This is a genomic window from Delftia sp. GW456-R20 (assembly GCF_001622915.1).
Taxonomy (GTDB): domain Bacteria; phylum Pseudomonadota; class Gammaproteobacteria; order Burkholderiales; family Burkholderiaceae_C; genus Comamonas; species Comamonas acidovorans.
Window position 1 is genome coordinate 430,209 of the sequence record NZ_LWCN01000005.1, and the last position, 20,408, is coordinate 450,616.

At 62.5% G+C, this 20,408-nt stretch carries 21 protein-coding genes and 2 tRNA genes; 10 read left to right on the top strand and 13 right to left on the bottom strand.

Features of this window, described 5'->3' with window-relative positions; all coding sequences use genetic code 11:
- Positions 1-72: 72 nt before the first annotated feature.
- The 3 genes from cgtA to rplU all read right to left on the bottom strand — a co-directional run bounded on the left by cgtA (position 73) and on the right by rplU (position 1,922).
- Positions 73-1,188 carry an Obg family GTPase CgtA gene (cgtA, locus tag A4F85_RS25930; protein WP_012207282.1) on the bottom strand — a complete coding sequence of 372 codons (1,116 nt, stop codon included), beginning with the start codon at positions 1,186-1,188 and terminating at the stop codon, positions 73-75.
- 149 nt (positions 1,189-1,337) lie between these two features.
- Complete coding sequence (gene rpmA, locus A4F85_RS25935; RefSeq protein ID WP_012207283.1) at positions 1,338-1,595, bottom strand: 50S ribosomal protein L27; 258 nt, start codon at positions 1,593-1,595, stop codon at positions 1,338-1,340.
- 15 nt (positions 1,596-1,610) lie between these two features.
- On the bottom strand, positions 1,611-1,922 hold the full coding sequence (rplU, locus tag A4F85_RS25940) for a 50S ribosomal protein L21 (protein ID WP_012207284.1): 312 nt from the start codon (positions 1,920-1,922) through the stop codon (positions 1,611-1,613).
- A gap of 230 nt (positions 1,923-2,152) precedes the next feature.
- On the opposite strand from rplU, the gene A4F85_RS25945 reads away from it, so the two are divergent.
- From A4F85_RS25945 to A4F85_RS25980, 8 genes are all read left to right on the top strand, one after another.
- A complete protein-coding gene (locus A4F85_RS25945) occupies positions 2,153-3,082 on the top strand; it encodes a polyprenyl synthetase family protein (protein WP_034396917.1) in 930 nt (309 codons plus the stop codon).
- 33 nt (positions 3,083-3,115) lie between these two features.
- A tRNA-Pro gene (locus tag A4F85_RS25950) sits at positions 3,116-3,192 on the top strand.
- Between the two features lie 130 nt (positions 3,193-3,322).
- Positions 3,323-5,065, top strand: coding sequence for a type IV-A pilus assembly ATPase PilB (pilB, locus tag A4F85_RS25955; protein ID WP_063328230.1), 1,743 nt, complete (start codon positions 3,323-3,325; stop codon positions 5,063-5,065).
- Positions 5,066-5,103: 38 nt separating this feature from the next.
- Positions 5,104-6,321: a type II secretion system F family protein gene (locus tag A4F85_RS25960; protein WP_063328231.1), complete on the top strand. Its 1,218-nt coding sequence runs from the start codon at positions 5,104-5,106 to the stop codon at positions 6,319-6,321.
- Entirely contained in the window at positions 6,321-7,208 is an 888-nt protein-coding gene (locus A4F85_RS25965) for a prepilin peptidase (RefSeq protein WP_063328232.1), read from the top strand. The genes A4F85_RS25960 and A4F85_RS25965 overlap by 1 nt, the downstream gene beginning before the upstream one ends.
- A gap of 14 nt (positions 7,209-7,222) precedes the next feature.
- Positions 7,223-7,867 (top strand): dephospho-CoA kinase, encoded by a 645-nt coding sequence (gene coaE, locus A4F85_RS25970; protein WP_063328233.1) that lies wholly within the window; start codon positions 7,223-7,225, stop codon positions 7,865-7,867.
- An 89-nt stretch (positions 7,868-7,956) separates the two neighbouring features.
- Positions 7,957-8,712 (top strand): cell division protein ZapD, encoded by a 756-nt coding sequence (zapD, locus tag A4F85_RS25975; RefSeq protein WP_063328234.1) that lies wholly within the window; start codon positions 7,957-7,959, stop codon positions 8,710-8,712.
- Entirely contained in the window at positions 8,712-8,978 is a 267-nt protein-coding gene (locus A4F85_RS25980; protein ID WP_063328600.1) for a DNA gyrase inhibitor YacG, read from the top strand. The genes zapD and A4F85_RS25980 overlap by 1 nt, the downstream gene beginning before the upstream one ends.
- A 10-nt stretch (positions 8,979-8,988) precedes the next feature.
- Here A4F85_RS25980 and A4F85_RS25985 read toward each other — a convergent pair whose 3' ends face one another.
- The 4 genes from A4F85_RS25985 to secA form a co-directional block, all read right to left on the bottom strand.
- Positions 8,989-9,507, bottom strand: coding sequence for a (deoxy)nucleoside triphosphate pyrophosphohydrolase (locus A4F85_RS25985; RefSeq protein WP_063328235.1), 519 nt, complete (start codon positions 9,505-9,507; stop codon positions 8,989-8,991).
- A gap of 50 nt (positions 9,508-9,557) precedes the next feature.
- Positions 9,558-10,514 carry an ATP-binding protein gene (locus tag A4F85_RS25990; protein WP_063328236.1) on the bottom strand — a complete coding sequence of 319 codons (957 nt, stop codon included), beginning with the start codon at positions 10,512-10,514 and terminating at the stop codon, positions 9,558-9,560.
- A 165-nt stretch (positions 10,515-10,679) separates the two neighbouring features.
- A complete protein-coding gene (argJ, locus tag A4F85_RS25995; RefSeq protein ID WP_063328237.1) occupies positions 10,680-11,912 on the bottom strand; it encodes a bifunctional glutamate N-acetyltransferase/amino-acid acetyltransferase ArgJ in 1,233 nt (410 codons plus the stop codon).
- 149 nt (positions 11,913-12,061) lie between these two features.
- On the bottom strand, positions 12,062-14,809 hold the full coding sequence (secA, locus tag A4F85_RS26000) for a preprotein translocase subunit SecA (RefSeq protein ID WP_013800813.1): 2,748 nt from the start codon (positions 14,807-14,809) through the stop codon (positions 12,062-12,064).
- A 311-nt stretch (positions 14,810-15,120) separates the two neighbouring features.
- On the opposite strand from secA, the gene A4F85_RS26005 reads away from it, so the two are divergent.
- Complete coding sequence (locus tag A4F85_RS26005) at positions 15,121-15,426, top strand: hypothetical protein (RefSeq protein WP_034396930.1); 306 nt, start codon at positions 15,121-15,123, stop codon at positions 15,424-15,426.
- A gap of 69 nt (positions 15,427-15,495) precedes the next feature.
- Here the strand turns inward: A4F85_RS26005 and A4F85_RS26010 are convergent.
- From A4F85_RS26010 to petA, 6 genes are all read right to left on the bottom strand, one after another.
- A tRNA-Thr gene (locus tag A4F85_RS26010) sits at positions 15,496-15,571 on the bottom strand.
- A gap of 98 nt (positions 15,572-15,669) precedes the next feature.
- Positions 15,670-16,212 carry a ClpXP protease specificity-enhancing factor gene (locus A4F85_RS26015; protein WP_063328238.1) on the bottom strand — a complete coding sequence of 181 codons (543 nt, stop codon included), beginning with the start codon at positions 16,210-16,212 and terminating at the stop codon, positions 15,670-15,672.
- Between the two features lie 101 nt (positions 16,213-16,313).
- Positions 16,314-16,925: a glutathione S-transferase N-terminal domain-containing protein gene (locus tag A4F85_RS26020; protein WP_012207298.1), complete on the bottom strand. Its 612-nt coding sequence runs from the start codon at positions 16,923-16,925 to the stop codon at positions 16,314-16,316.
- Between the two features lie 103 nt (positions 16,926-17,028).
- Positions 17,029-17,784, bottom strand: a complete 756-nt coding sequence (locus A4F85_RS26025) for a cytochrome c1 (protein WP_063328239.1) — start codon at positions 17,782-17,784, stop codon at positions 17,029-17,031.
- Positions 17,785-17,801: 17 nt separating this feature from the next.
- Positions 17,802-19,217, bottom strand: a complete 1,416-nt coding sequence (locus A4F85_RS26030) for a cytochrome b (protein ID WP_013800811.1) — start codon at positions 19,215-19,217, stop codon at positions 17,802-17,804.
- Between the two features lie 14 nt (positions 19,218-19,231).
- Positions 19,232-19,828, bottom strand: coding sequence for a ubiquinol-cytochrome c reductase iron-sulfur subunit (petA, locus tag A4F85_RS26035; RefSeq protein ID WP_012207301.1), 597 nt, complete (start codon positions 19,826-19,828; stop codon positions 19,232-19,234).
- Positions 19,829-19,977: 149 nt separating this feature from the next.
- Here petA and mscL point away from each other — a divergent pair, with 149 nt between their 5' ends.
- Positions 19,978-20,406 (top strand): large conductance mechanosensitive channel protein MscL, encoded by a 429-nt coding sequence (mscL, locus tag A4F85_RS26040; protein ID WP_012207302.1) that lies wholly within the window; start codon positions 19,978-19,980, stop codon positions 20,404-20,406.
- Positions 20,407-20,408: the final 2 nt, after the last annotated feature.

Consider the following 20,408-nt stretch of genomic DNA (forward strand, 5'->3'; position numbering starts at 1 on the left):
GATTCTTGCAGCGCAGGCCCAGGCAGGCCGCGCCGCTGTTGTGATCAAGGCAATGGGAGCAGCAGGCGGCTCTTACTCGGAATCGCGGGGGGCAAAACGCGGATCGGTGAGATCCACGCCATCACCCTCGACTTCGACGAAGCGCGGATCGATTTCCTTGGGACCGGCCTCGATCTGCTGCTGCTCATGCACATGTTTGTAGATGGTGCGGATCAGCACTTCACAGCCTTCGCGCGTCAGGGCGGAAATCTCGAAGACCGGCCCCTTCCACTTGAAGCGCTTGACGAAGTCCTTGACGCGTGCAGCGCGCTCCTCGGCGGGCACCATGTCCAGCTTGTTGAGCACCAGCCAGCGCGGCTTGTTGTACAGCTCGGCATCGTACTTCTGCAGTTCGCCCACGATGGCCTTGGCCTGGGCCACAGGATCCACGCTGTCATCGAACGGCGCCAGGTCCACCACATGCAGCAGCAATCGGGTGCGCTGCAGATGGCGCAGGAACTGGTGGCCCAGGCCCGCACCTTCCGAGGCGCCTTCGATCAGGCCAGGGATGTCGGCCACCACAAAGCTCTGCTCGGCAGCGACGCGCACCACGCCCAAATTGGGATGCAGCGTGGTGAACGGGTAGTCGGCAATCTTGGGGCGCGCATTGGAGACCGCGGCAATGAAGGTGGACTTGCCCGCATTGGGCATGCCCAGCAGGCCCACGTCGGCCAGCACCTTGAGCTCCAGCTTGAGATTCTTGCGCTCGCCGGGCCAGCCCGGAGTCTTTTGCCGAGGCGCGCGGTTGATCGCGCTCTTGAAGCGCAGGTTGCCGTAGCCGCCGTCGCCACCCTTGGCAATGGTGACCACCTCACCGGCCGTCAGCAGCTCGTAGAGCACCTCGCCGGTTTCGGCATCGCTGATGATGGTACCGACCGGCATGCGCAGCGTGATGTCGTTGCCCGCCGCGCCGAACATGTCCGAGCCCTTGCCATGCTCGCCGCGCGTGGCATCGTGCCGGCGCGAGAAGCGGTAGTCCACCAGGGTGTTGAGGTTGACATCGGCCACCGCGTAGACATGGCCGCCACGGCCACCGTCTCCACCATCGGGACCGCCAAATTCCTTGTATTTTTCGTGCCGGAATGACACGCAGCCATTGCCGCCGTCACCGGCGGAAATGTCGATATAAGCTTCGTCGACGAACTTCATGAGGCATCCAGTTTACAAAAAGCAGTGTGCACCAGACAGCCCCAGGCCACACCTCAGAGACGGAAAAGAGGGCGAAGGCACGATGCACAACCCTCCTGAAACGACAAAGCCCCGACAGGTCGGGGCTTCGAGCGTCGAAGTGACAGGGCTTAGGCAGCCGTCACATTGACCGTGTGCTTGGACAGTGCACCCTTGACAGCAAACGACACGTGGCCGTCCACCAGAGCGTACAGGGTGTGGTCCTTGCCCACGCCGACGTTGTCGCCGGGATGGAACTTGGTGCCACGTTGGCGCACGATGATCGAGCCGGCCGTGATCAGTTCACCACCGAAAGCCTTCACGCCGAGCATTTTGGGCTTGGAATCGCGCCCGTTTCGCGTAGAGCCGCCGCCTTTTTTCTGTGCCATGACTCAGCTCCTGAATTAAGCAGCGATCGCCACGATCTGCAGCTCTGTGAACTGCTGGCGATGGCCTTGGCGCTTCTGATAATGCTTACGACGGCGCATCTTGAAGATGTGCACTTTGTCGTGCTTGCCGTGAGCAACCACGGTTGCCTTGACAGACGCACCGGACACCAGAGGTGTGCCGACCTTGATTTCAGCGCCGTTGCCGACTGCCAGAACCTGATCGATCACAACTTCTTGGCCTACGTCCGCAGCAATCTGTTCTACCTTGATCTTTTCGCCGGCTGCAACGCGATACTGCTTGCCGCCGGTTTTTATGACTGCGTACATTTAAACCTCTTGAATTTGAGAGTTCCGCGAACGAATTTCCACGGAAGCCGAGGATTCTAGCACGCACTCACATTCTTTGCATGAAGCGCTACCACCCCGCGCCCAAACAACCACCAGAGCGGGCCGCAGGCGGGATCGCTCTTCCTATAATTGCCGATCCACTTGGCGGCCACAGTACCTTGACCACAGCTCTCTCCACCCCCAATCCGCTTGCCCTGATCACTGACGACATGCGCGAGGTGGATCATGTGATCGCCCAGCGCCTGACGACCACCGTCCCGCTGATTGCCCAGATCTCCCAGTACATCATCGCTGCCGGCGGCAAACGCCTTCGCCCGGCCCTGCTGCTCATGGTCTGCAATGCGCTGGGCTACGAAGGCAGGGACAGGCATGTCCTGGCGGCCGTGGTCGAGCTGATTCATACCGCCACCCTGCTGCACGACGACGTGGTGGACGAGTCCACCCTGCGCCGTGGCCGCCCGACGGCCAACGAGACCTTCGGCAATCCGGCCAGCGTGCTGGTCGGCGACTTCCTGCACTCGCGCTCCTTCCAGATGATGGTGGAAGTGGGCAGCATGCGTGTGCTCAAGATCCTCTCGGACGCCACCAACGTGATCGCCGAAGGCGAGGTGCAGCAGCTCATCAACACCCATGATGCCTCTCTGGACGAAGCCGGCTACCTGCACGTCATCCGCTCCAAGACCGCCCAGTTGTTCGAGGCCAGCGCCCAGCTGGGCGCCGTGCTGGCCGACGCACCCCGCGAGATCGAACAGGCCTGCGCCATCTATGGCCAGGCCCTGGGCACCGCCTTCCAGATCATTGACGACGTGCTCGACTACACGGGCGACACCCAGGAAATGGGCAAGAACCTGGGCGACGACCTGCGCGAAGGCAAGTGCACCCTGCCGCTGATTGCCGCCATGCAGCGCGGCACTCCGGAGCAGGCGGCCATCGTGCGCAACGCCATCGAGCAGGGCTCAACCGAGCAGTTGTCTGCCGTTGTGGATATCGTGCGCAGCACAGGCGCGCTGGATGTGGCACGCGAAGCCGCCCATGCCGAGGCACGCCGCGCCATTGACGCAATAAATGTGCTCCCGAGCAATTTGCATACGGCAAGTTTGCTACAATTAGCCTCTCAGCTTTTGGAGCGACGCACCTGATTTCAGGCTGCATTGCTTTGTCTAAAAAAGCAACGGGGTGTAGCTTAGCCTGGTAGAGCGCTACGTTCGGGACGTAGAGGCCGGAGGTTCGAATCCTCTCACCCCGACCATTTCTGGTCACTTCATCACCACACCACCATTGAGCCAGGTTCAAGACCTGGGTGCGCAACAGTGCGTCTGGCCTTTCAAGGCTTCAGGGATGATAGGATAAATGTCCTTTCCTCTCAAACGTCTTGCTACATGGCTGTTGCTGACTCCTCGCTCAAGAATGCTTCCGCTGTTGCATCGCTTCCCGGCATCGGGCGAGCCCTGATATCAGCAGGCAAGGTATCGCAGCAGGCAGCGGAAGCCGCCGCCAGCAAGGCCGGCGCCAACCGCACCTCGTTCATTGCCGAGTTGAGCAACGCGGGCGTCCTCTCAGCCCTGGAAGTGGCCGAGACGGTCTCCACCATGTTCAGCGCGCCGCTGCTCGATCTTGATGCCATCAACGCCGCGCGCCTGCCGCATGAGTTGCTGGACGCCAAGATCATCAGCTCCTATCGCGTCCTCCCCTTGAGCAAGCGAGGCAACCGCATCACGGTGGCCACGGCCGACCCGACGCAGCAGGAAGCTGCAGAGCAGATCAAATTCACCACCCAGCTAGGCGTGGATTGGATCATCGTCGAGGCCGACAAGCTGGAACGCCTGATAGCTCAGCAGAGCAAAAGCGCCAGCGAAGCCATGGAGAGCTACAGCGGGGGCGGCGATTTCGAGTTCGGCGACCTCAAGCCCGACGAGGTTGCCGAGGAGAAGGACAACACGGCGGCAGCGGACGTCGAGGACGCGCCCATCGTCAAGTTCCTGCACAAAATGCTGCTCGACGCCTTCAACATGCGCGCGTCGGACCTGCATTTCGAGCCCTACGAACATCAGTACCGCGTACGCTTCCGGATTGACGGCGAGTTGCGCGAGATTGCATCGCCCCCCATTGCGATCAAGGAGAAGCTGGCCTCGCGCATCAAGGTGATCTCGCGCATGGACATCTCGGAAAAACGGGTTCCGCAAGACGGGCGCATGAAGCTCAAGGTGGGTCCGGACCGCGTCATCGACTTTCGCGTGAGCACCCTGCCCACGCTCTTCGGCGAGAAGATCGTGATCCGTATCCTTGACCCGAGCTCGGCCAAGATGGGCATTGATGCCCTGGGCTACGAACCCGAGGAAAAGGCTCGCCTGATCGAAGCCATCGGGCGCCCCTACGGAATGATTCTGGTGACAGGCCCCACGGGCTCGGGCAAGACGGTGTCGCTGTACACCTGCCTGAACCTGCTGAACAAGGCCGGGGTGAACATCGCGACGGCAGAAGACCCCTCGGAAATCAACCTGCCCGGCGTCAACCAGGTCAACGTGAACGAAAAGGCAGGCCTCACCTTTGCGACGGCGCTGAAGGCCTTCCTGCGCCAGGATCCCGACATCATCATGGTCGGTGAAATCCGCGACCTGGAAACCGCCGACATCTCGATCAAGGCCGCGCAGACCGGCCACTTGGTGCTGTCCACGCTGCACACCAACGACGCACCGACCACGTTGACGCGCATGCGCAACATGGGCATTGCCCCCTTCAACATCGCATCGAGCGTGATCCTGATCACCGCCCAGCGGCTGGCCAGGCGCCTGTGCCCCCAGTGCAAGGAGCCTGCGGATATCCCGCGGGAGGCGCTGCTGGAGGCGGGCTATGACGAGGCGGACATCGATGGCAGCTGGGTCACCTACAAGCCCGTGGGCTGCCAGGCATGCAACAACGGCTACAAGGGACGCGTCGGCATCTACCAGGTGATGCCGATCAGCGAAGAAATCCAGCGCATCATCCTGCAAGACGGCAGCGCGCTGGAGATCGCGGCACAGGCCAAGCGTGAAGGCGTGCGGTCTCTGCGCGGATCCGGACTGCACAAGGCCAGACTAGGACTGACCTCGCTCGAAGAAGTGCTGGCAGTCACCAATGAGTGAATAGCGCGGACAGCGCAGACAACAAAAGAGGGAGCACGATGGCCACAGCCGCGTCCAAAGGAATCAAGGAATTTGTCTTTGAATGGGAGGGCAAGGATCGCAACGGCAAGATCGTCCGCGGCGAAACCCGGGCCGGGGGCATCAACCAGGTCCAGGCCATGCTGCGCCGTCAGGGCGTGCTTCCCAGCAAGATCAAGAAGCGCCGTACGCGCGGCGGCAAGAGGATCAAGCCCAAGGACATCGCGCTGTTCACGCGCCAGATGGCCACGATGATGAAGGCCGGCGTCCCGCTGCTGCAGGCCTTCGACATCGTCGGGCGCGGCAACACCAACCCCAGTGTCACGCGCCTGCTGGCCGATATCCGCTCCGACGTGGAGACGGGCACCTCGCTGAATGCGGCCTATCGCAAGCACCCCATGTACTTCGATAGCCTCTACTGCAATCTGGTGGAGGCCGGGGAAGCGGCCGGCATCCTGGAGGCCCTGCTGGACCGCCTGGCCACCTACATGGAGAAGACCGAGGCCATCAAGTCCAAGATCAAGTCCGCCTTGATGTATCCGATCTCGGTGGTCGTCGTGGCCTTCATCGTCGTGACCATCATCATGATCTTCGTGATTCCCGCATTCAAGGAAGTGTTCAGCTCCTTCGGCGCGGATCTGCCCGCACCGACGCTGTTCGTGATGGGCATCAGCGACATCTTTGTCCAATGGTGGTGGGTGATCTTTGGCGTGATCGGAGGCGGCTTCTACTTCTTCATGCAGGCCTGGAAGCGCAATGAGCGCATGCAGCAGTTCATGGATCGTGCAATGTTGAAGATGCCGGTCTTTGGCGTGCTGATCGAAAAGTCCTGCGTTGCGCGCTGGACGCGCACGCTGTCGACCATGTTTGCGGCAGGCGTTCCGCTGGTCGAGGCACTGGATTCCGTCGGCGGCGCCTCCGGGAATGCCGTCTACGCCAATGCCACCGAGAAGATCCAGCAGGAAGTCTCCACCGGCACCAGCCTCACGGTAGCCATGACCAATGCCAACGTCTTTCCCTCCATGGTGCTGCAGATGTGCGCCATCGGCGAGGAATCCGGCTCCATCGACCACATGCTTGGCAAGGCGGCCGATTTCTACGAAGAGGAAGTCGATGACATGGTGGCCGGCCTGTCCAGCCTGATGGAACCCATCATCATCGTCTTCCTGGGCACCCTGATCGGCGGCATCGTGGTTTCCATGTACCTGCCCATCTTCAAGCTGGGTCAGGTGGTCTGATGGTTTTGGAACTCTGGATGCAGGCTGCATTGGGCGGCCTGCTGGGCCTGTTGGTCGGCAGCTTTCTCAACGTGGTGGTGCACAGGCTGCCACGCATGATGGAACAGCAATGGAACGCGGAATGCGCCCAATGGGCACAGGAGCAGTCCGGTGCCGCACCTCCCTCTGCTGCTGCGCCTGACCCTGCCGAGGCCCCCCTGAGCCTGAGCCGCCCCCGCTCGCGCTGCCCGCATTGCGGCCATGCCATCCACTGGTACGAGAACATTCCCGTGCTCAGCTATCTGGCGCTGCGGGGCCGGTGCTCGGAATGCAAGGCATCGATCAGCATACGCTACCCGCTGGTGGAACTGGCCTGCGCTGCGCTATTCGCCTACTGCACGATGCAATGGGGCATCACGCCCACGGGCGCCATCTGGTGCCTGTTCAGCGCCGCCTTGCTGAGCCTCGCATTGATCGACTGGGACACCACACTGCTCCCCGACGACATCACCCTGCCCTTGCTGTGGGCCGGGCTGCTTTCATCGGCACTGCACTGGACCGCTGTGCCTCTGGCCGACGCGGTCTGGGGTGCCGCAGCGGGCTATCTTTCGCTGTGGCTGGTCTACTGGACCTTCAAGCTGGTCACCGGCAAGGAAGGCATGGGCTACGGCGACTTCAAGCTGTTTGCCGCGCTGGGGGCCTGGTTCGGCTGGCAGGCTCTTGTGCCCATCATCCTGATCTCGTCCGTGATTGGCGCAATCGTGGGCATTGCGCTGAAGATCAACAGCCGCCTGCGCGAAGGTGGCTATGTTCCCTTTGGCCCCTTTCTTGCGGGCGCCGGCTTTGCCGCCATGGTGTTCGGCCCCCAGCAGATGCTGCAATACCTGTTGGCGGCCATCGGTCTTTGATCCGACACTGCGGCATGGAATCCAGCAACGCCCCGCCACCACGTCCGCACCCGCGCCCTTTCCGGCTGGGCCTGACCGGCGGCATCGGCAGCGGCAAGAGCACCGTGGCCGCACAGCTTGCCTTGCGCGGAGCAAGCATCATCGATGCCGACCAGATCTCGCGCAGCCTCACCGCCCCGGCAGGCGCCGCATTGCCCGAGATTGCGCGCCGCTTCGGACCTGAACTGATCGATGCGAACGGTGCTCTGGACCGTGCGCGCATGCGCGAACTGGTCTTCCAGCAGCCTGCCGCACGCCAGCAGTTGGAAGCCATCATCCACCCTCTGGTGACTCGGCAAACGGCCCTTGAAGTCCAGCAGGCCACCGATGCCGGATCCGCGCTCATCGTGCATGACATCCCGCTGCTTGTGGAGTCCGGCCGCTGGCCTGCCCTGCTCGATGCCGTGCTGGTCGTGGACTGCCGGACGGAAACACAGATCGCACGCGTCATGGCCCGCAACGGATTGCCCCGCGATGCCGTGCAAGCCATCATCGCCGCCCAGGCCACCCGCGCGGCACGGCTGGCGGCAGCCGACTGGGTGCTCTACAACGACGAAGCCATGACGATAGAGGCTTTGCGCGCATGCAGCGATCGAATCTCGGCATGGTTCGGGCTATGATGCACGCCATGGCTTGGCCTGTGCGTGTAATTCAGCATGTGCACGACGTAGACAGCTGATTCCTGAGCACCCCGAGGAGCCCAGCAAGCGTGATCCTGTACGAATATCCTTTCAATGAGCGCCTGAGGACCTACCTCAGGCTGGAGCAGCTGTATCGCCGCCTGGGCGAGCTGCTGTCGCGCGCTCATTCCATCGATCACCATTTCGCGCTGGTCACCATCTTCGAGATCATGGATGTGGCAGCACGCACCGACCTCAAGACGGACGTGCTCAAGGACCTCGAACGCCACAAAAGCCTGCTCGACAGCCTGCGCGGCAACCCCGATATCGCCGAGCACATGCTCGACCAGGTGTCCCGCCATGTGGAGCAGTGCTTTGCCCAGCTCAACGCCCAGAACGGAAAAGCCGGCCAGTCCCTGACCGACAACGAATGGCTGATGGCCGTGCGCAGCCGCATCGGCATCCCTGGCGGCACCTGCGGTTTCGATTTGCCGGCCTATCACGCCTGGCAGTTCCATGACCCCCAGGTGCGACTGCGTGATCTGGAGGACTGGGCCAGCACACTGACCCCGCTGGGTCAGTCGCTGCAGCTGCTGCTCAAGATGCTGCGCGAAACCGGCGTGCCGCAATGGGTGGCCGCAGAAAAGGGCGTGTTCCAGCAGGCCATGCCGCCCGGTCGCAGCTTTCAGCTGCTGCGCCTTCGCATAGACCCGGCATTGAATCTTGTTCCGGAAATCAGCGGCAACCGCCTGCTGGTTTCAGTGCGCCTGCTTCGCCCCGAGAGCGGCGCCAAACCCCAGCCTTGCAACGAAGATGCCTCGTTCGAGGTCACGCTTTGCAGCTGATGGAAAAGACTGCCGGCATGTCCACGAAAGCCACGCCCTCTGTCGATGCAACATCCGCATCCGCATCCGCATCCGCAGGGCCCAAGGTACGCTGCCCGACCTGCAGCGGCCCCAGCCTGTTCGCGCCGGCCAACCGCTTTCGGCCCTTTTGCAGCGAGCGCTGCTACCAGATCGACCTCGGGGCCTGGGCCAACGAGGAATTCCGCGTGCCTGCGCCCATGCCTCCCGAGGATTCGCCCTTCGGCGATCCTCGTACTGAACCCTGATCAGGCCTGATCAGACTTTCGGTTGGCCTGCCTCGTAGAAGCCGGCATCAAAAGGCAGCCCGCGTTCCTCGCTGAGCCATTGCAGCACCGGATAGGCGCCAGGCAGCACCGGCTGCACCTGCAGCGGAAGTTGCTGCCAGGCCATCTGCTGGCCTTCTCGCATCTCGAACTCCCCGCTCCAACGCGTGATCTTGCACCAGTGCAGGCGCACCAGGGCATGCGGATAGTCATGCTCGGTGACCTTCCAGACGGGGGCTGCTGCGATCTCGACGCCCAGCTCTTCCTGAAGCTCGCGACGCAATGCCTGCTCCACCGTCTCGCCGGATTCGATCTTCCCGCCAGGGAACTCCCAATAGCCGGCATAGGGCTTGCCAGGCGGCCGACTGGTGATCAGCAGCGCGCCATCGGCCTCGCGCAGGAGCACGCCAACGGCGACTTCGGTGTGCTTGCGCTGCACCGGCGGTTGAGACGGCGTTTGAGACTGGGCAGCATCAGCGCCGGTGTTCAGGGAGATTTCTTTTTCAGTCACTTGATCTTTCGCAAAAAACCGCCCGGCCCCAAGGCCGGGCAGCAAGCTTGTCAGAGCTCGGCCTCTTCGGCCAGCCCTTGGACATCGGCGATGCCAGTCTGGCGCTGGCTCGGGCGCTCGGCGCGGCCCGCATAGTCACGCGCGAACTGATGGGCCACGCGGCCGCTGCGCGAGCCTCGTTCCAGTGCCCAAACCAGGGCTTCAGGACGCGCGGCCTCGATCGTGGCCTGGTCCAGTCCCAGGGCCTCCAGCCATTGCGCCACCACGCGCAGGTACTCGTCCTGGCTGAAGGGATAGAAGCTCACCCACAGGCCGAAGCGCTCGGACAGCGAGATCTTTTCCTCAATCACCTCGCCGGGATGCAGCTCCCCATCCTCGCCGCGCTGGTAGGTCAGATTCTCGGACTGGTACTCCGGCAGCAGATGGCGGCGATTGCTGGTCGCATAGACCAGCACGTTCGGGCTGGCGGCGCTGACCGATCCATCCAGAATGGACTTCAGGGCCTTGTAGCCAGGCTCGCCTTCCTCAAAGCTCAGATCGTCGCAATAGATGATGAACTTCTCGGGCCGGCCGGCCACCACATCGACGATGTCGGGCAGGTCGGTCAGATCGGCCTTGTCCACTTCGATCAGGCGCAGGCCCTGCGACGCAAAGGCATGCAGGCAGGCACGGATCAGCGAGGATTTGCCCGTGCCGCGCGCGCCGGTGAGCAGCACGTTGTTGGCCGTGCGGCCGGTCACGAACTGCTCGGTGTTGCGCGCGATCTTGTCCTTTTGCACATCGATGTTCTGCAGGTCGGACAGTTGCATGGCGCCGACGTGGCGCACGGGCTCCAGCAGGCCGCAGCCGTTGGCGCGCTTGCGATAGCGCCAGGCGATGGCGGTATTCCAGTCTGCGGGGGATTGCAGCGGCTGGGGCAGGATGGCCTCGATGCGCTGCATCAGCTGCTCGGCGCGCTGCACGAGTTGCAGCAAGGGGGCGGCGACGGCTTCTGTGGGCAATGTCATGGATGTCTCTCGAATACGGATCTCACGGCCACCGACGCTGGATATGCCCGGGAATCGAGATGGATCTCATGCCAACGCCAGAGCTTTTGCGCGCCGGCCGCCATTGAAAGCTGGCAGCAGCCAGGCACAAGGCCTGCGGCTGCCGGCGGCACGGTGGGTGGAGAGTCAGGAGCGGTAGTCGGCGTTGATGCTCACGTAGTCGTGGCTCAGATCGCAGGTCCACACGGTCTGCTCGGCCTCCCCTCGGCCCAGTAGCACGCGCACGATGATCTCCTGCTGCTTCATCACGCGCTGGCCGTCTTCCTCCTGATAGGCAGGGTTGCGGCCGCCATTGACTGCGACATGCACATCGTTCAGGTACAGGTCGATCTTGGTCTGGTCCAGATCGTCGATGCTAGCATAGCCAACCGCCGCGAGGATGCGGCCCAGGTTAGGGTCGCTGGCAAAGAACGCCGTCTTGACCAGGGGCGAATGCGCGATGGAGTACGCCACCAGGCGGCACTCGGCCTCGGTCTTGCCACCCTCCACCTTGATAGTGATGAACTTGGTGGCACCTTCGCCATCGCGCACGATGGCCTGGGCCAGCAAACGCGACACATCCAGCAATGCAGTCTTCAGAGCCTGGCCTTCGGCGCTGGTCAGCGAAGTGATCTGCGCATTGCCGGCCTTGTGCGTGGCCACCAGCACAAAGGAATCGTTGGTCGACGTGTCGCCGTCGATGGTCACACGATTGAACGAGCCGTCGGCCAGCTCCTTGACCAGGGGCTGCAGCAGCTCGGGAGCGATGGCCGCATCGGTGGCCAGAAAGCCCAGCATGGTCGCCATGTTGGGGCGGATCATGCCCGCGCCCTTGCTGATGCCGGTGATGCTCACGCGCTTGCCGCCAATGTCCACGGCCCGGCTGAAGGCCTTGGGCAGGGTGTCGGTGGTCATGATGCCCTCGGCAGCCGTGCCCCAGTTGTCGGCCTTGGCTGCAGCAATGGCGGCCGGCAGGCCGGCTGCAATGCGGTCCACAGGCAGCTCTTCCATGATCACGCCAGTGGAGAACGGCAGGATCTGCTCGGGCTTGAGCTGCAGCAGCGCTGCCAGATCTGCGCAGGTACGGCGCGCACGTGCCAGGCCGTCGGCGCCGGTGCCTGCATTGGCATTGCCTGTGTTGATGACCATGGCACGGATGGCGCCCGCTGTCTGAACCAGATGCTCGCGGCTGACCTGCACAGGCGCTGCGCAGAAACGGTTCTGTGTGAACACGCCAGCCACCGAAGCGCCCTCGTCGAGCAGGAACACGGACAGGTCCTTGCGGTTGGCCTTGCGCACACCGGCTTCGGTGACGCCGATGCGAACGCCGTCGATCGCCAACAGGTCGGCGTGCACGGGAGCGGAGAGATTCACAGGCATTGAGGGCTTCCTACAGTGAAAGAAAAACGCGCTCCATTATCGGAACAAACCGGAGCGGCACGTATTTCATCGACCTTAAAAAAGAAAACGGCACGGAGTGCATCCGTGCCGTTTTCCGTGTCTTGCGGTGTCTTACGACGCCCGCCGCATCACGACAGCTTGCCGTGGCACTGCTTGTACTTCTTGCCGCTGCCGCAGGGGCAGGGATCATTGCGGCCCACGCGAGCGCCTTCGGGCAGCTCCAGCGGCTCGTCCTCGACGGAGCCACCGATGTCGCCATCCGACGGAGCGCCATAGGTCATGTGCTCCAGGCTGTGGGCGCTGCGCTGCTCCAGGGCCTCGGTGGCCTGCTCCACCTGTTCGCGCGACTGCACCTGCACGGTCATCAGCACGCGCGTGACTTCGGTCTTGACCTGGTCGATGAGCTGGCGGAACAGCTCGAAGGCTTCGCGCTTGTATTCCTGCTTGGGCTGCTTTTGCGCATAGCCGCGCAGGTGGATGCCCTGGCGCAGATAGTCGAGCGCAGACAGGTGGTCACGCCAGTTGGTGTCGAAGCTTTGCAGCAGAACGGCGCGCTGGAATTGCGTGAAGTTCTCGCGGCCGATCAGCTCGACCTTGGCATCGAATACTTCGCGGGCGGCCTGCAGCACCTTTTCGAGGATTTCCTCGTCGGTGATGGCGTGCGCGGACTGCACCTGCGACTGCAGCGGCAGCTGGATGCGCCATTCGCTTTCCAGCGCCTTTTCCAGACCGGCCAGATCCCACTGCTCTTCCATGGACTCGGCAGGAACGTACTGGCGCACCAGATCGGACACCACGTCGTCGCGCATCACCGTGATCATCTCGTACAGGTCCGAGGCGTCGAGGATCTCGTTGCGCTGCTGGTAGATCACCTTGCGCTGGTCGTTGGACACGTCGTCGTATTCAAGCAGCTGCTTGCGGATGTCGAAGTTGCGGGCCTCGACCTTGCGCTGAGCGCCTTCGATGGAGCGGGTCACGATGCCGGCCTCGATGGCTTCGCCATCGGGCATCTTCAGGCGGTCCATGATGGCACGCACACGGTCGCCCGCGAAGATGCGCATCAGCGCATCGTCCAGGCTCAGGTAAAAGCGCGAGGAGCCGGGATCGCCCTGGCGGCCCGAACGGCCACGCAGCTGGTTGTCGATACGACGCGATTCATGGCGCTCGGTGGCGATGATGCGCAGGCCACCCAGGGCCGAGACCTTGTCGTGCTCGATCTTCCAGTCGGCGCGCATTTGTTCGATGCGCTGCTGGCGTTCGGCTTCGGACAGGGATTCATCGGCCTCGACAGCAGCCACCTGCTTTTCGATGTTGCCGCCCAGCACGATGTCGGTGCCGCGGCCGGCCATGTTGGTGGCGATGGTGATCATGCCGGGACGGCCGGCCTGGGCCACGATGTCGGCCTCGCGCTCGTGCTGCTTGGCGTTGAGCACCTGATGGGGCAGGTTTTCCTTGTTGAGCAGCTCGTCGATGATTTCGGAGTTCTCAATCGAAGTCGTGCCCACCAGCACGGGCTGGCCGCGCTCATGGCATTCACGGATATCGCGGATCGCCGCCTCGTACTTCTCGCGTGTGGTCTTGTAGACACGGTCGAGCTGGTCGTCGCGCTTGCTGGGACGGTTGGGCGGAATCACCATGGTCTCGAGACCATAGATTTCCTGGAATTCGTAGGCCTCGGTATCGGCCGTGCCCGTCATGCCTGCCAGCTTGCCGTAGAGACGGAAGTAGTTCTGGAAGGTGATCGAGGCCATGGTCTGGTTCTCGGCCTGGATGGTCACGCCTTCCTTGGCCTCAACCGCCTGGTGCAGGCCATCGCTCCAGCGCCGGCCTGCCATCAGGCGGCCCGTGAACTCGTCAACGATGACGATCTCGCCGTTCTGCACCACATAGTGCTGGTCACGGTGGTAGAGGTTGTTGGCACGCAGCGCCGCGTAGAGATGGTGGACCAGGGTGATGTTGGCCGGGTCGTACAGCGAGGCGCCCTCGGCAATCATGCCGGCGTGGCCCAGCAGGCGCTCTGCAGCCTCGTAGCCCTGGTCGGTCAGGAACACCTGGTGGCTCTTCTCGTCCACGGTGAAGTCGCCGGGCTTGGTCACGCCCTCGCCGGTGCGCGGGTCGGCCTCGCCTTCCTGGCGCACCAGGTTGGGAACGATCTTGTTCATGGCCACGTACATGGCCGTGTGGTCTTCGGCCTGGCCGCTGATGATCAGCGGCGTGCGGGCCTCATCGATCAGGATGGAGTCCACCTCGTCGACGATGGCGTAGTTGAGCACGCGCTGAACGCGGTCGCCCGACTCGTAGACCATGTTGTCGCGCAGGTAGTCGAAGCCGTATTCGTTGTTCGTGCCGTAGGTGATGTCGCTGTTGTAGGCGGCCTGCTTTTCCTCGCGCGGCATGTTGGGCAGGTTGATGCCCACCGACAGTCCGAGGAAGTTGTACAGCTTGGCCATCCAGGTCGCATCGCGATTGGCCAGATAGTCGTTCACGGTCACCACGTGCACGCCATTGCCCGACAGTGCGTTCAGGTAGACCGGCAGCGTGGCAGTCAGCGTCTTGCCTTCGCCGGTGCGCATTTCGGCGATCTTGCCGTAGTGCAGCGCCATGCCGCCCAGCAGCTGAACGTCGAAGTGGCGCATCTTCATGACGCGCTTGGAGCCCTCGCGCACCACGGCGAAGGCTTCGGGCAGCAGGTCGTCCAGCGACTCGCCCTTGGCCACACGTTCCTTGAACTCCTGCGTCTTTGCACGCAGAGCCTCGTCGCTGAGCTTCTCGTAGTCGGGCTCCATCGCATTGATGCGAACAACCGTCTTGCGGTATTGCTTGAGAAGCCGATCGTTTCGGCTGCCGAATAGTTTGGTGAGGAAGTTGGTGGCCATGCGAAAAAGACACACCGCCGCCCGCTGAAGCGGACTGCGGTGTGCCTGGAATCCCTAGATTGTTGGATTTCAGATGGGGCCGCTCCACCTGCCTGCAAGTGCTCTTCTGAAGAACACATGCGACCGGGCCGAAGCGAGAACCGAACAATTGATTCTAACTGCCTCTGTCCAACCCTCTCTCAGGCAGGCCGACGCATGCAGCCGCACAGCCCCGAACCCGAATCCCCGGACCCGCGCCACACCGCAGATGCTGCTATAACGACCCTCCGGGCCGGCGCATGCCAACGCTGCCAGTCCAGCCCTTCAAGCCCATGACCTTCACACGCCGCCACCACGCCGTCACCGCCCTGCACGCCGTCGAGAACTCGCCCACGCTGGCGCGGCTCGCACAGCTCACCCGGGACTCCAGCAATCGCCTGACGGCCATCCTGCCCCTGGTGCCGCCGCTGCTGCGCGCCAGCCTGCAGGCAGGCCCCATCGAGGGCAGCACCTGGTGCCTGCTGGTGCGAAACAATGCGGCAGCCGCCAAGATCCGCCAGTTGCTGCCCGCCATGGCAGCCCACCTGCGCACCAAGGGGTGGGATGTGACCGAGATCCGGCTCAAAGTGCAGGCCTGATCGGCCGCTGAAACAAACGCGGCCGGAAATGAAGAAAGCAATGAAAAAAGGCCTCCGAAGGAGACCTTTTGGTGCCGGTTGTCGGATTCGAACTGACGACCTACCGCTTACAAGGCGGGTGCTCTACCAACTGAGCTAAACCGGCGAAGCACGAATTCTAGCGCAGAAAAAGACCGCTTCAGCCGTTCCCGGCGTCTGCGAACACGCTTGCGCGCGTGATCGCAGGCCCGGGATACGAAAAACCTACTTCACCAGCTTCAGCGAGGGCCGCGTGCCCGAGGGCGGCGGCGTGCGCGGGGGCTCTTCATCATCGCCCTCGTTCTGGATACTCACCAGCTGCACCACGCGTTCGTCGGCAGCTGGCTCGGCCGACACTTCAGCAACTGCGTCCTGCGACACAGGCTCATCGGATTCCTGCTCGACCGAAACTTCGTTGTCGTTGTCGTTGTCGTTGTCGGCATCCGACTCCGGCGCCGGGAAGGCCATGCCTTGACCGGTCTCCCGTGCGTAGATGGCCATCACCTGCTCGACAGGCACCATGATTTCGCGTGGCTTGCCGCCAAAGCGGGCCGTGAAGCTGATGAAGTCATTGCCCATCTGCAGGCCGCTGGTGGCGTCGTAGCTGACGTTGAGCACGATCTCGCCGTCGCGCACGAACTCGCGCGGCACCTGCACGTTGCGGTCCACGCGCACTGCGATGTGGGGTGTGAAGCCGTTGTCGGTGCACCACTCGTACAGGGCCCGGATCAGGTAGGGGCGGGTGGAAGTTGCTTCGGGGGCAGTCATGACGATCCCAGGAAAAGAGTGGTCGTAATACGAAAACGGGCAGGATGGCGACCGGTTGACCGCCTTCCCTGCCCGCGCAATCAGTCGTCAACCGATGCGAATTATTTGCGCATCACCTTCTCGGAAGGCGTCAGCGCTTCGATGTAGGCAGGGCGCGAGAAGATGCGCTCGGCGTACTTGAGCAGCGGGGCGGCGTTCTTGGACACCTCGATGCCGTAGTAGTCCAGGCGCCACAGCAGCGGGGCAATGGCCACGTCCAGCATGGAGAAGTTCTCGCCCAGCATGTACTTGTTCTTGAGGAACACGGGAGCCAGTTGCGTCAGGCGGTCGCGGATGTGGGCGCGCGCCTTTTCGATGGCCTTTTCGTTGCCCTTGACGTTGCGCTCCTCGAGCGTGCTCACGTGCACGAACAGTTCCTTCTCGAAGTTCAGCAGGAACAGGCGCACGCGGGCGCGGTCCACCGGGTCGCCGGGCATCAGTTGGGGATGCGGGAAGCGCTCGTCGATGTACTCGTTGATGATGTTCGATTCGTACAGGATCAGGTCGCGCTCGACCAGGATGGGCACCTGGCCGTACGGGTTCATCACGCTGATGTCTTCAGGCTTGCTGAACAGGTCCACATCGCGGATCTCGAAGTCCATGCCTTTTTCGAACAGGACGAAACGGCAACGGTGTGAAAAGGGGCAGGTCGTTCCCGAATAAAGCACCATCATGGTGGAGGCTCCTAAAAATCAAAAAGAGTGGGTCGCTCGCGGCGCCCACTCTGCACACAGTTCAGCCGCGCAATCGCTTGCACGACCTTCTGCAGTCACGGTTTTATTTGACGTCTTTCCAGAACGCGGCGTTGAGGCGCCATGCAATGAAGATGAAGACCGCCAGGAAAAGCAGCACGCCCACGCCAATGCGGATGCGGCTGTTCTGTGCCGGCTCACCCATCCATTGCAGGTAGTTCACCAGATCGCCAACTGCCTGATCGTACTGCACTGGGCTCATGGAGCCGGGAGAGACCTGCTCCCACCCCTTGAAAACCTGGGTCTTCACGCCGTGCTCTTCGGCTTCTTCGAAGACGGCACGGCGCTCGCCCTGCAGTTGCCACAGTGCATGGGGCATGCCCACGCTGGGGAAGGCCAGGTTGTTCCAGCCCGTGGCCTTGGTGTCATCGCGGTAGAAGGTGCGCAGGAAGGTGTATAGATAGTCGGCACCCGTGCCGTTGTGGCCTGCGCGCGAGCGCGCGATCACCGTCAGATCCGGCGGATTGGCACCGAACCACTCCTTGGCTTCCTTCGGGTTGATGGCCGCCTTCATGGTCTCGCCCACCTTGTCGGTGGTGAACAGCAGGTTGTCCTTGATTTCCTGCTCGGTCAGCCCGATGTCCTGCAGCCGGTTGAAGCGCATGAATGCAGCCGAGTGGCAGCTCAGGCAGTAGTTGACGAACAGCTTGGCGCCGTTTTGCAGCGATGCCGTGTCATTGGTCTTGCCCGGGGCCTTGTCCCAGGCGATGCCGCCTTCGGAAGCCTGTGCACCGGTCATGATGCCCAGGGCCGCGATCAACGTGAGAATCAGTTTCTTCATTGTTGTTCTCTCCAGCTTCAGTGCGGCTTGAACGTCACACGATCGGGAACGGGTTTGGTCTTGCCCAGGCGGCTCCACCAGGGCATCAGCAGGAAGAAGCCGAAGTAGAACAGCGTTCCGACCTGGGACACGCGCTCGCCGATGGGCGAAGGCGGCTGCACACCGAGATAGGCCAGGATCACGAAGTTGATCACGAAGATGCCGTAGAGGTACTTGTGCCAGCTCGGACGGTAGCGGATGGACTTGACCGGGCTGCAATCGAGCCAGGGCAGCGCGAACAGGATGATCACGGCGCCACCCATCACCAGCACGCCCCAGAACTTGGCGTCGATGGACAGCATCATGGCGATGACGCCCAGGGCCACGATGGCGACCACGCCCTTGACGGCGGCCGGCAGGCGCGACTTGAGCACGCCAAAGCCCGCACCCAGCAACACGCAGGCGATCAGCACATACATCATCTCGCTGGTGATGGCACGCAGCATCGAGTAGAACGGCGTGAAGTACCAGACCGGCGCAATGTGCGAAGGCGTCTTCAGCGGATCGGCCGGGATGAAGTTGTTGTACTCCAGGAAGTAGCCGCCGAACTCGGGCGCGAAGAACACAACGGCCGAGAACAGGAACAGGAACACCGTCACGCCGAAGATGTCGTGCACCGTGTAGTAGGGATGGAAGGGGATGCCGTCCAGCGGATGGCCCTTGGCGTCCTTGGGCGCGTTGGGGCCCTTGATCTCGATGCCGTCCGGATTGTTGGAGCCCACGTCGTGCAGCGCCAGCAAGTGGGCCACGACCAGGCCCAGCAGCACCAGGGGCACGGCGATCACGTGGAAGCTGAAGAAGCGGTTGAGCGTGGCATCGCCCACCACATAGTCACCACGGATCAGCAGCGCCAGGTCCGGGCCGATGAAGGGGATCGCCGAGAACAGGTTCACGATCACCTGTGCGCCCCAGTACGACATCTGGCCCCAGGGCAGCAGGTAGCCCATGAAGGCCTCGGCCATCAGCACCAGGAAGATGGCGCAGCCGAAGATCCAGACCAGTTCACGCGGCTTGCGGTACGAACCGTACAGAAGGCCGCGGAACATGTGCAGATAGACGACGACGAAGAAGGCCGACGCGCCCGTGGAGTGCATGTAGCGGATCAGCCAGCCCCAGGGCACATCGCGCATGATGTACTCGACCGAGGCGAACGCCTTCTCGGCGTCCGGCTTGTAGTGCATCACCAGGAAGATGCCGGTGACGATCTGGATCACCAGCACCAGCAGCGCCAGCGAGCCGAAGATGTACCAGAAGTTGAAGTTCTTCGGAGCGTAGTACTCCGACATGTGCACACGGTAGGCGTCGAAAGCCGTTGGAAAACGGTTCTCGAACCAGTTCGTGAGCTTGGCGCCTGCGGGCGCGTTCGGATCGATGTCCTTGAATTCGTGGGCCATTGTTCTTGTCTCCCTCAAGCCTTGTCTTCACCGATGAGGAGCTTGGTCTCCGACAGGTACATGTGCGGTGGCACCTGCAGGTTGTCGGGGGCCGGCTTGTTCTTGAAGACACGGCCAGCCATGTCAAAGGTCGAGCCATGGCAGGGGCACAGGAAGCCGCCCTTCCAGTCATTGGGCAGCGAAGGCTGCGCGCCGGGCTGGAACTTGTCGGAAGGCGAGCAGCCCAGGTGCGTGCAGATGCCGACGACGACCAGCACTTCGGGCTTGATCGAGCGGGCTTCATTCATCGCGTAGGGCGGCGTGAACTCTTCAGGGTGGCGCTTGGACTGAGGATCGGCCAGCTGGCTGTCCAGCTCGGGCAGTTCCTTGATCTGTTCCGGCGTGCGCTTGATGATCCAGACTGGCTTGCCGCGCCACTCGACCGTGAGCTTCTCGCCGTCCTTGAGTGCGGAGATATCGACCTCCACTGCAGCCCCGGCGGCCTTGGCCTTCTCGGATGGCTGGAAGGTGCTCACGAACGGGACGGCTGTCGCCACGCCGCCCACCGCGCCAGCACACGCCGACGTGATGATCCACGTCCGCTTGCTGGAGTCGATTGGAGTGTCACTCATGGGGTTCCTCGAACTACGTCGCTTGAGTTGGGGTCAACAATAAATTGTAGCGGGGCGAGTATGGTTATTCCATACCGACTCCGACATTGACAGGCTCCAAAGCCGCGCAATACTGCGCTATCTCAAACTCTTTCCAGATGGAGCCAGCCATGGGCATGATGCAGGAATTTCGTGAGTTCGCAGTTAAGGGAAACGTGGTAGATCTCGCCGTGGGCGTCATCATCGGCGGAGCGTTTGGCAAAATCGTCGATTCCGTGGTAAACGACCTGATCATGCCGGTCGTTGGCCTGGTTTTCGGCAAGCTGGACTTCTCCAATCTGTTCGTCGTGCTGGGCAGCGTGCCCCCCGGAACAGCGATGACGCTCGATGCCCTGAAGAAGGCCGGCGTCCCCGTATTTGCCTATGGGAACTTCATCACGGTGGCGGTGAATTTCATCATCCTGGCCTTCATCATTTTCATGATGGTCAAGCAGATCAACCGCCTGCGCCGCGAGGCCCCGGCCGCCCCCGCGCCGGCCCCCGTCACACCTGAAGACATCGTGCTGCTGCGCGAGATTCGCGACAGCCTCAAGCGCTGAAA

Coding starts and splice junctions, on each gene's coding strand:
- cgtA (WP_012207282.1), bottom strand. CDS start 1,188: ATGAAGTTCGTCGACGAAGCTTATATCGACATTTCCGCCGGTGACGGC.
- rpmA (WP_012207283.1), bottom strand. CDS start 1,595: ATGGCACAGAAAAAAGGCGGCGGCTCTACGCGAAACGGGCGCGATTCC.
- rplU (WP_012207284.1), bottom strand. CDS start 1,922: ATGTACGCAGTCATAAAAACCGGCGGCAAGCAGTATCGCGTTGCAGCC.
- A4F85_RS25945 (WP_034396917.1), top strand. CDS start 2,153: ATGCGCGAGGTGGATCATGTGATCGCCCAGCGCCTGACGACCACCGTC.
- pilB (WP_063328230.1), top strand. CDS start 3,323: ATGGCTGTTGCTGACTCCTCGCTCAAGAATGCTTCCGCTGTTGCATCG.
- A4F85_RS25960 (WP_063328231.1), top strand. CDS start 5,104: ATGGCCACAGCCGCGTCCAAAGGAATCAAGGAATTTGTCTTTGAATGG.
- A4F85_RS25965 (WP_063328232.1), top strand. CDS start 6,321: ATGGTTTTGGAACTCTGGATGCAGGCTGCATTGGGCGGCCTGCTGGGC.
- coaE (WP_063328233.1), top strand. CDS start 7,223: ATGGAATCCAGCAACGCCCCGCCACCACGTCCGCACCCGCGCCCTTTC.
- A4F85_RS25980 (WP_063328600.1), top strand. CDS start 8,712: ATGGAAAAGACTGCCGGCATGTCCACGAAAGCCACGCCCTCTGTCGAT.
- A4F85_RS25990 (WP_063328236.1), bottom strand. CDS start 10,514: ATGACATTGCCCACAGAAGCCGTCGCCGCCCCCTTGCTGCAACTCGTG.
- argJ (WP_063328237.1), bottom strand. CDS start 11,912: ATGCCTGTGAATCTCTCCGCTCCCGTGCACGCCGACCTGTTGGCGATC.
- secA (WP_013800813.1), bottom strand. CDS start 14,809: ATGGCCACCAACTTCCTCACCAAACTATTCGGCAGCCGAAACGATCGG.
- A4F85_RS26005 (WP_034396930.1), top strand. CDS start 15,121: ATGACCTTCACACGCCGCCACCACGCCGTCACCGCCCTGCACGCCGTC.
- A4F85_RS26015 (WP_063328238.1), bottom strand. CDS start 16,212: ATGACTGCCCCCGAAGCAACTTCCACCCGCCCCTACCTGATCCGGGCC.
- A4F85_RS26020 (WP_012207298.1), bottom strand. CDS start 16,925: ATGATGGTGCTTTATTCGGGAACGACCTGCCCCTTTTCACACCGTTGC.
- A4F85_RS26025 (WP_063328239.1), bottom strand. CDS start 17,784: ATGAAGAAACTGATTCTCACGTTGATCGCGGCCCTGGGCATCATGACC.
- A4F85_RS26030 (WP_013800811.1), bottom strand. CDS start 19,217: ATGGCCCACGAATTCAAGGACATCGATCCGAACGCGCCCGCAGGCGCC.
- petA (WP_012207301.1), bottom strand. CDS start 19,828: ATGAGTGACACTCCAATCGACTCCAGCAAGCGGACGTGGATCATCACG.
- mscL (WP_012207302.1), top strand. CDS start 19,978: ATGGGCATGATGCAGGAATTTCGTGAGTTCGCAGTTAAGGGAAACGTG.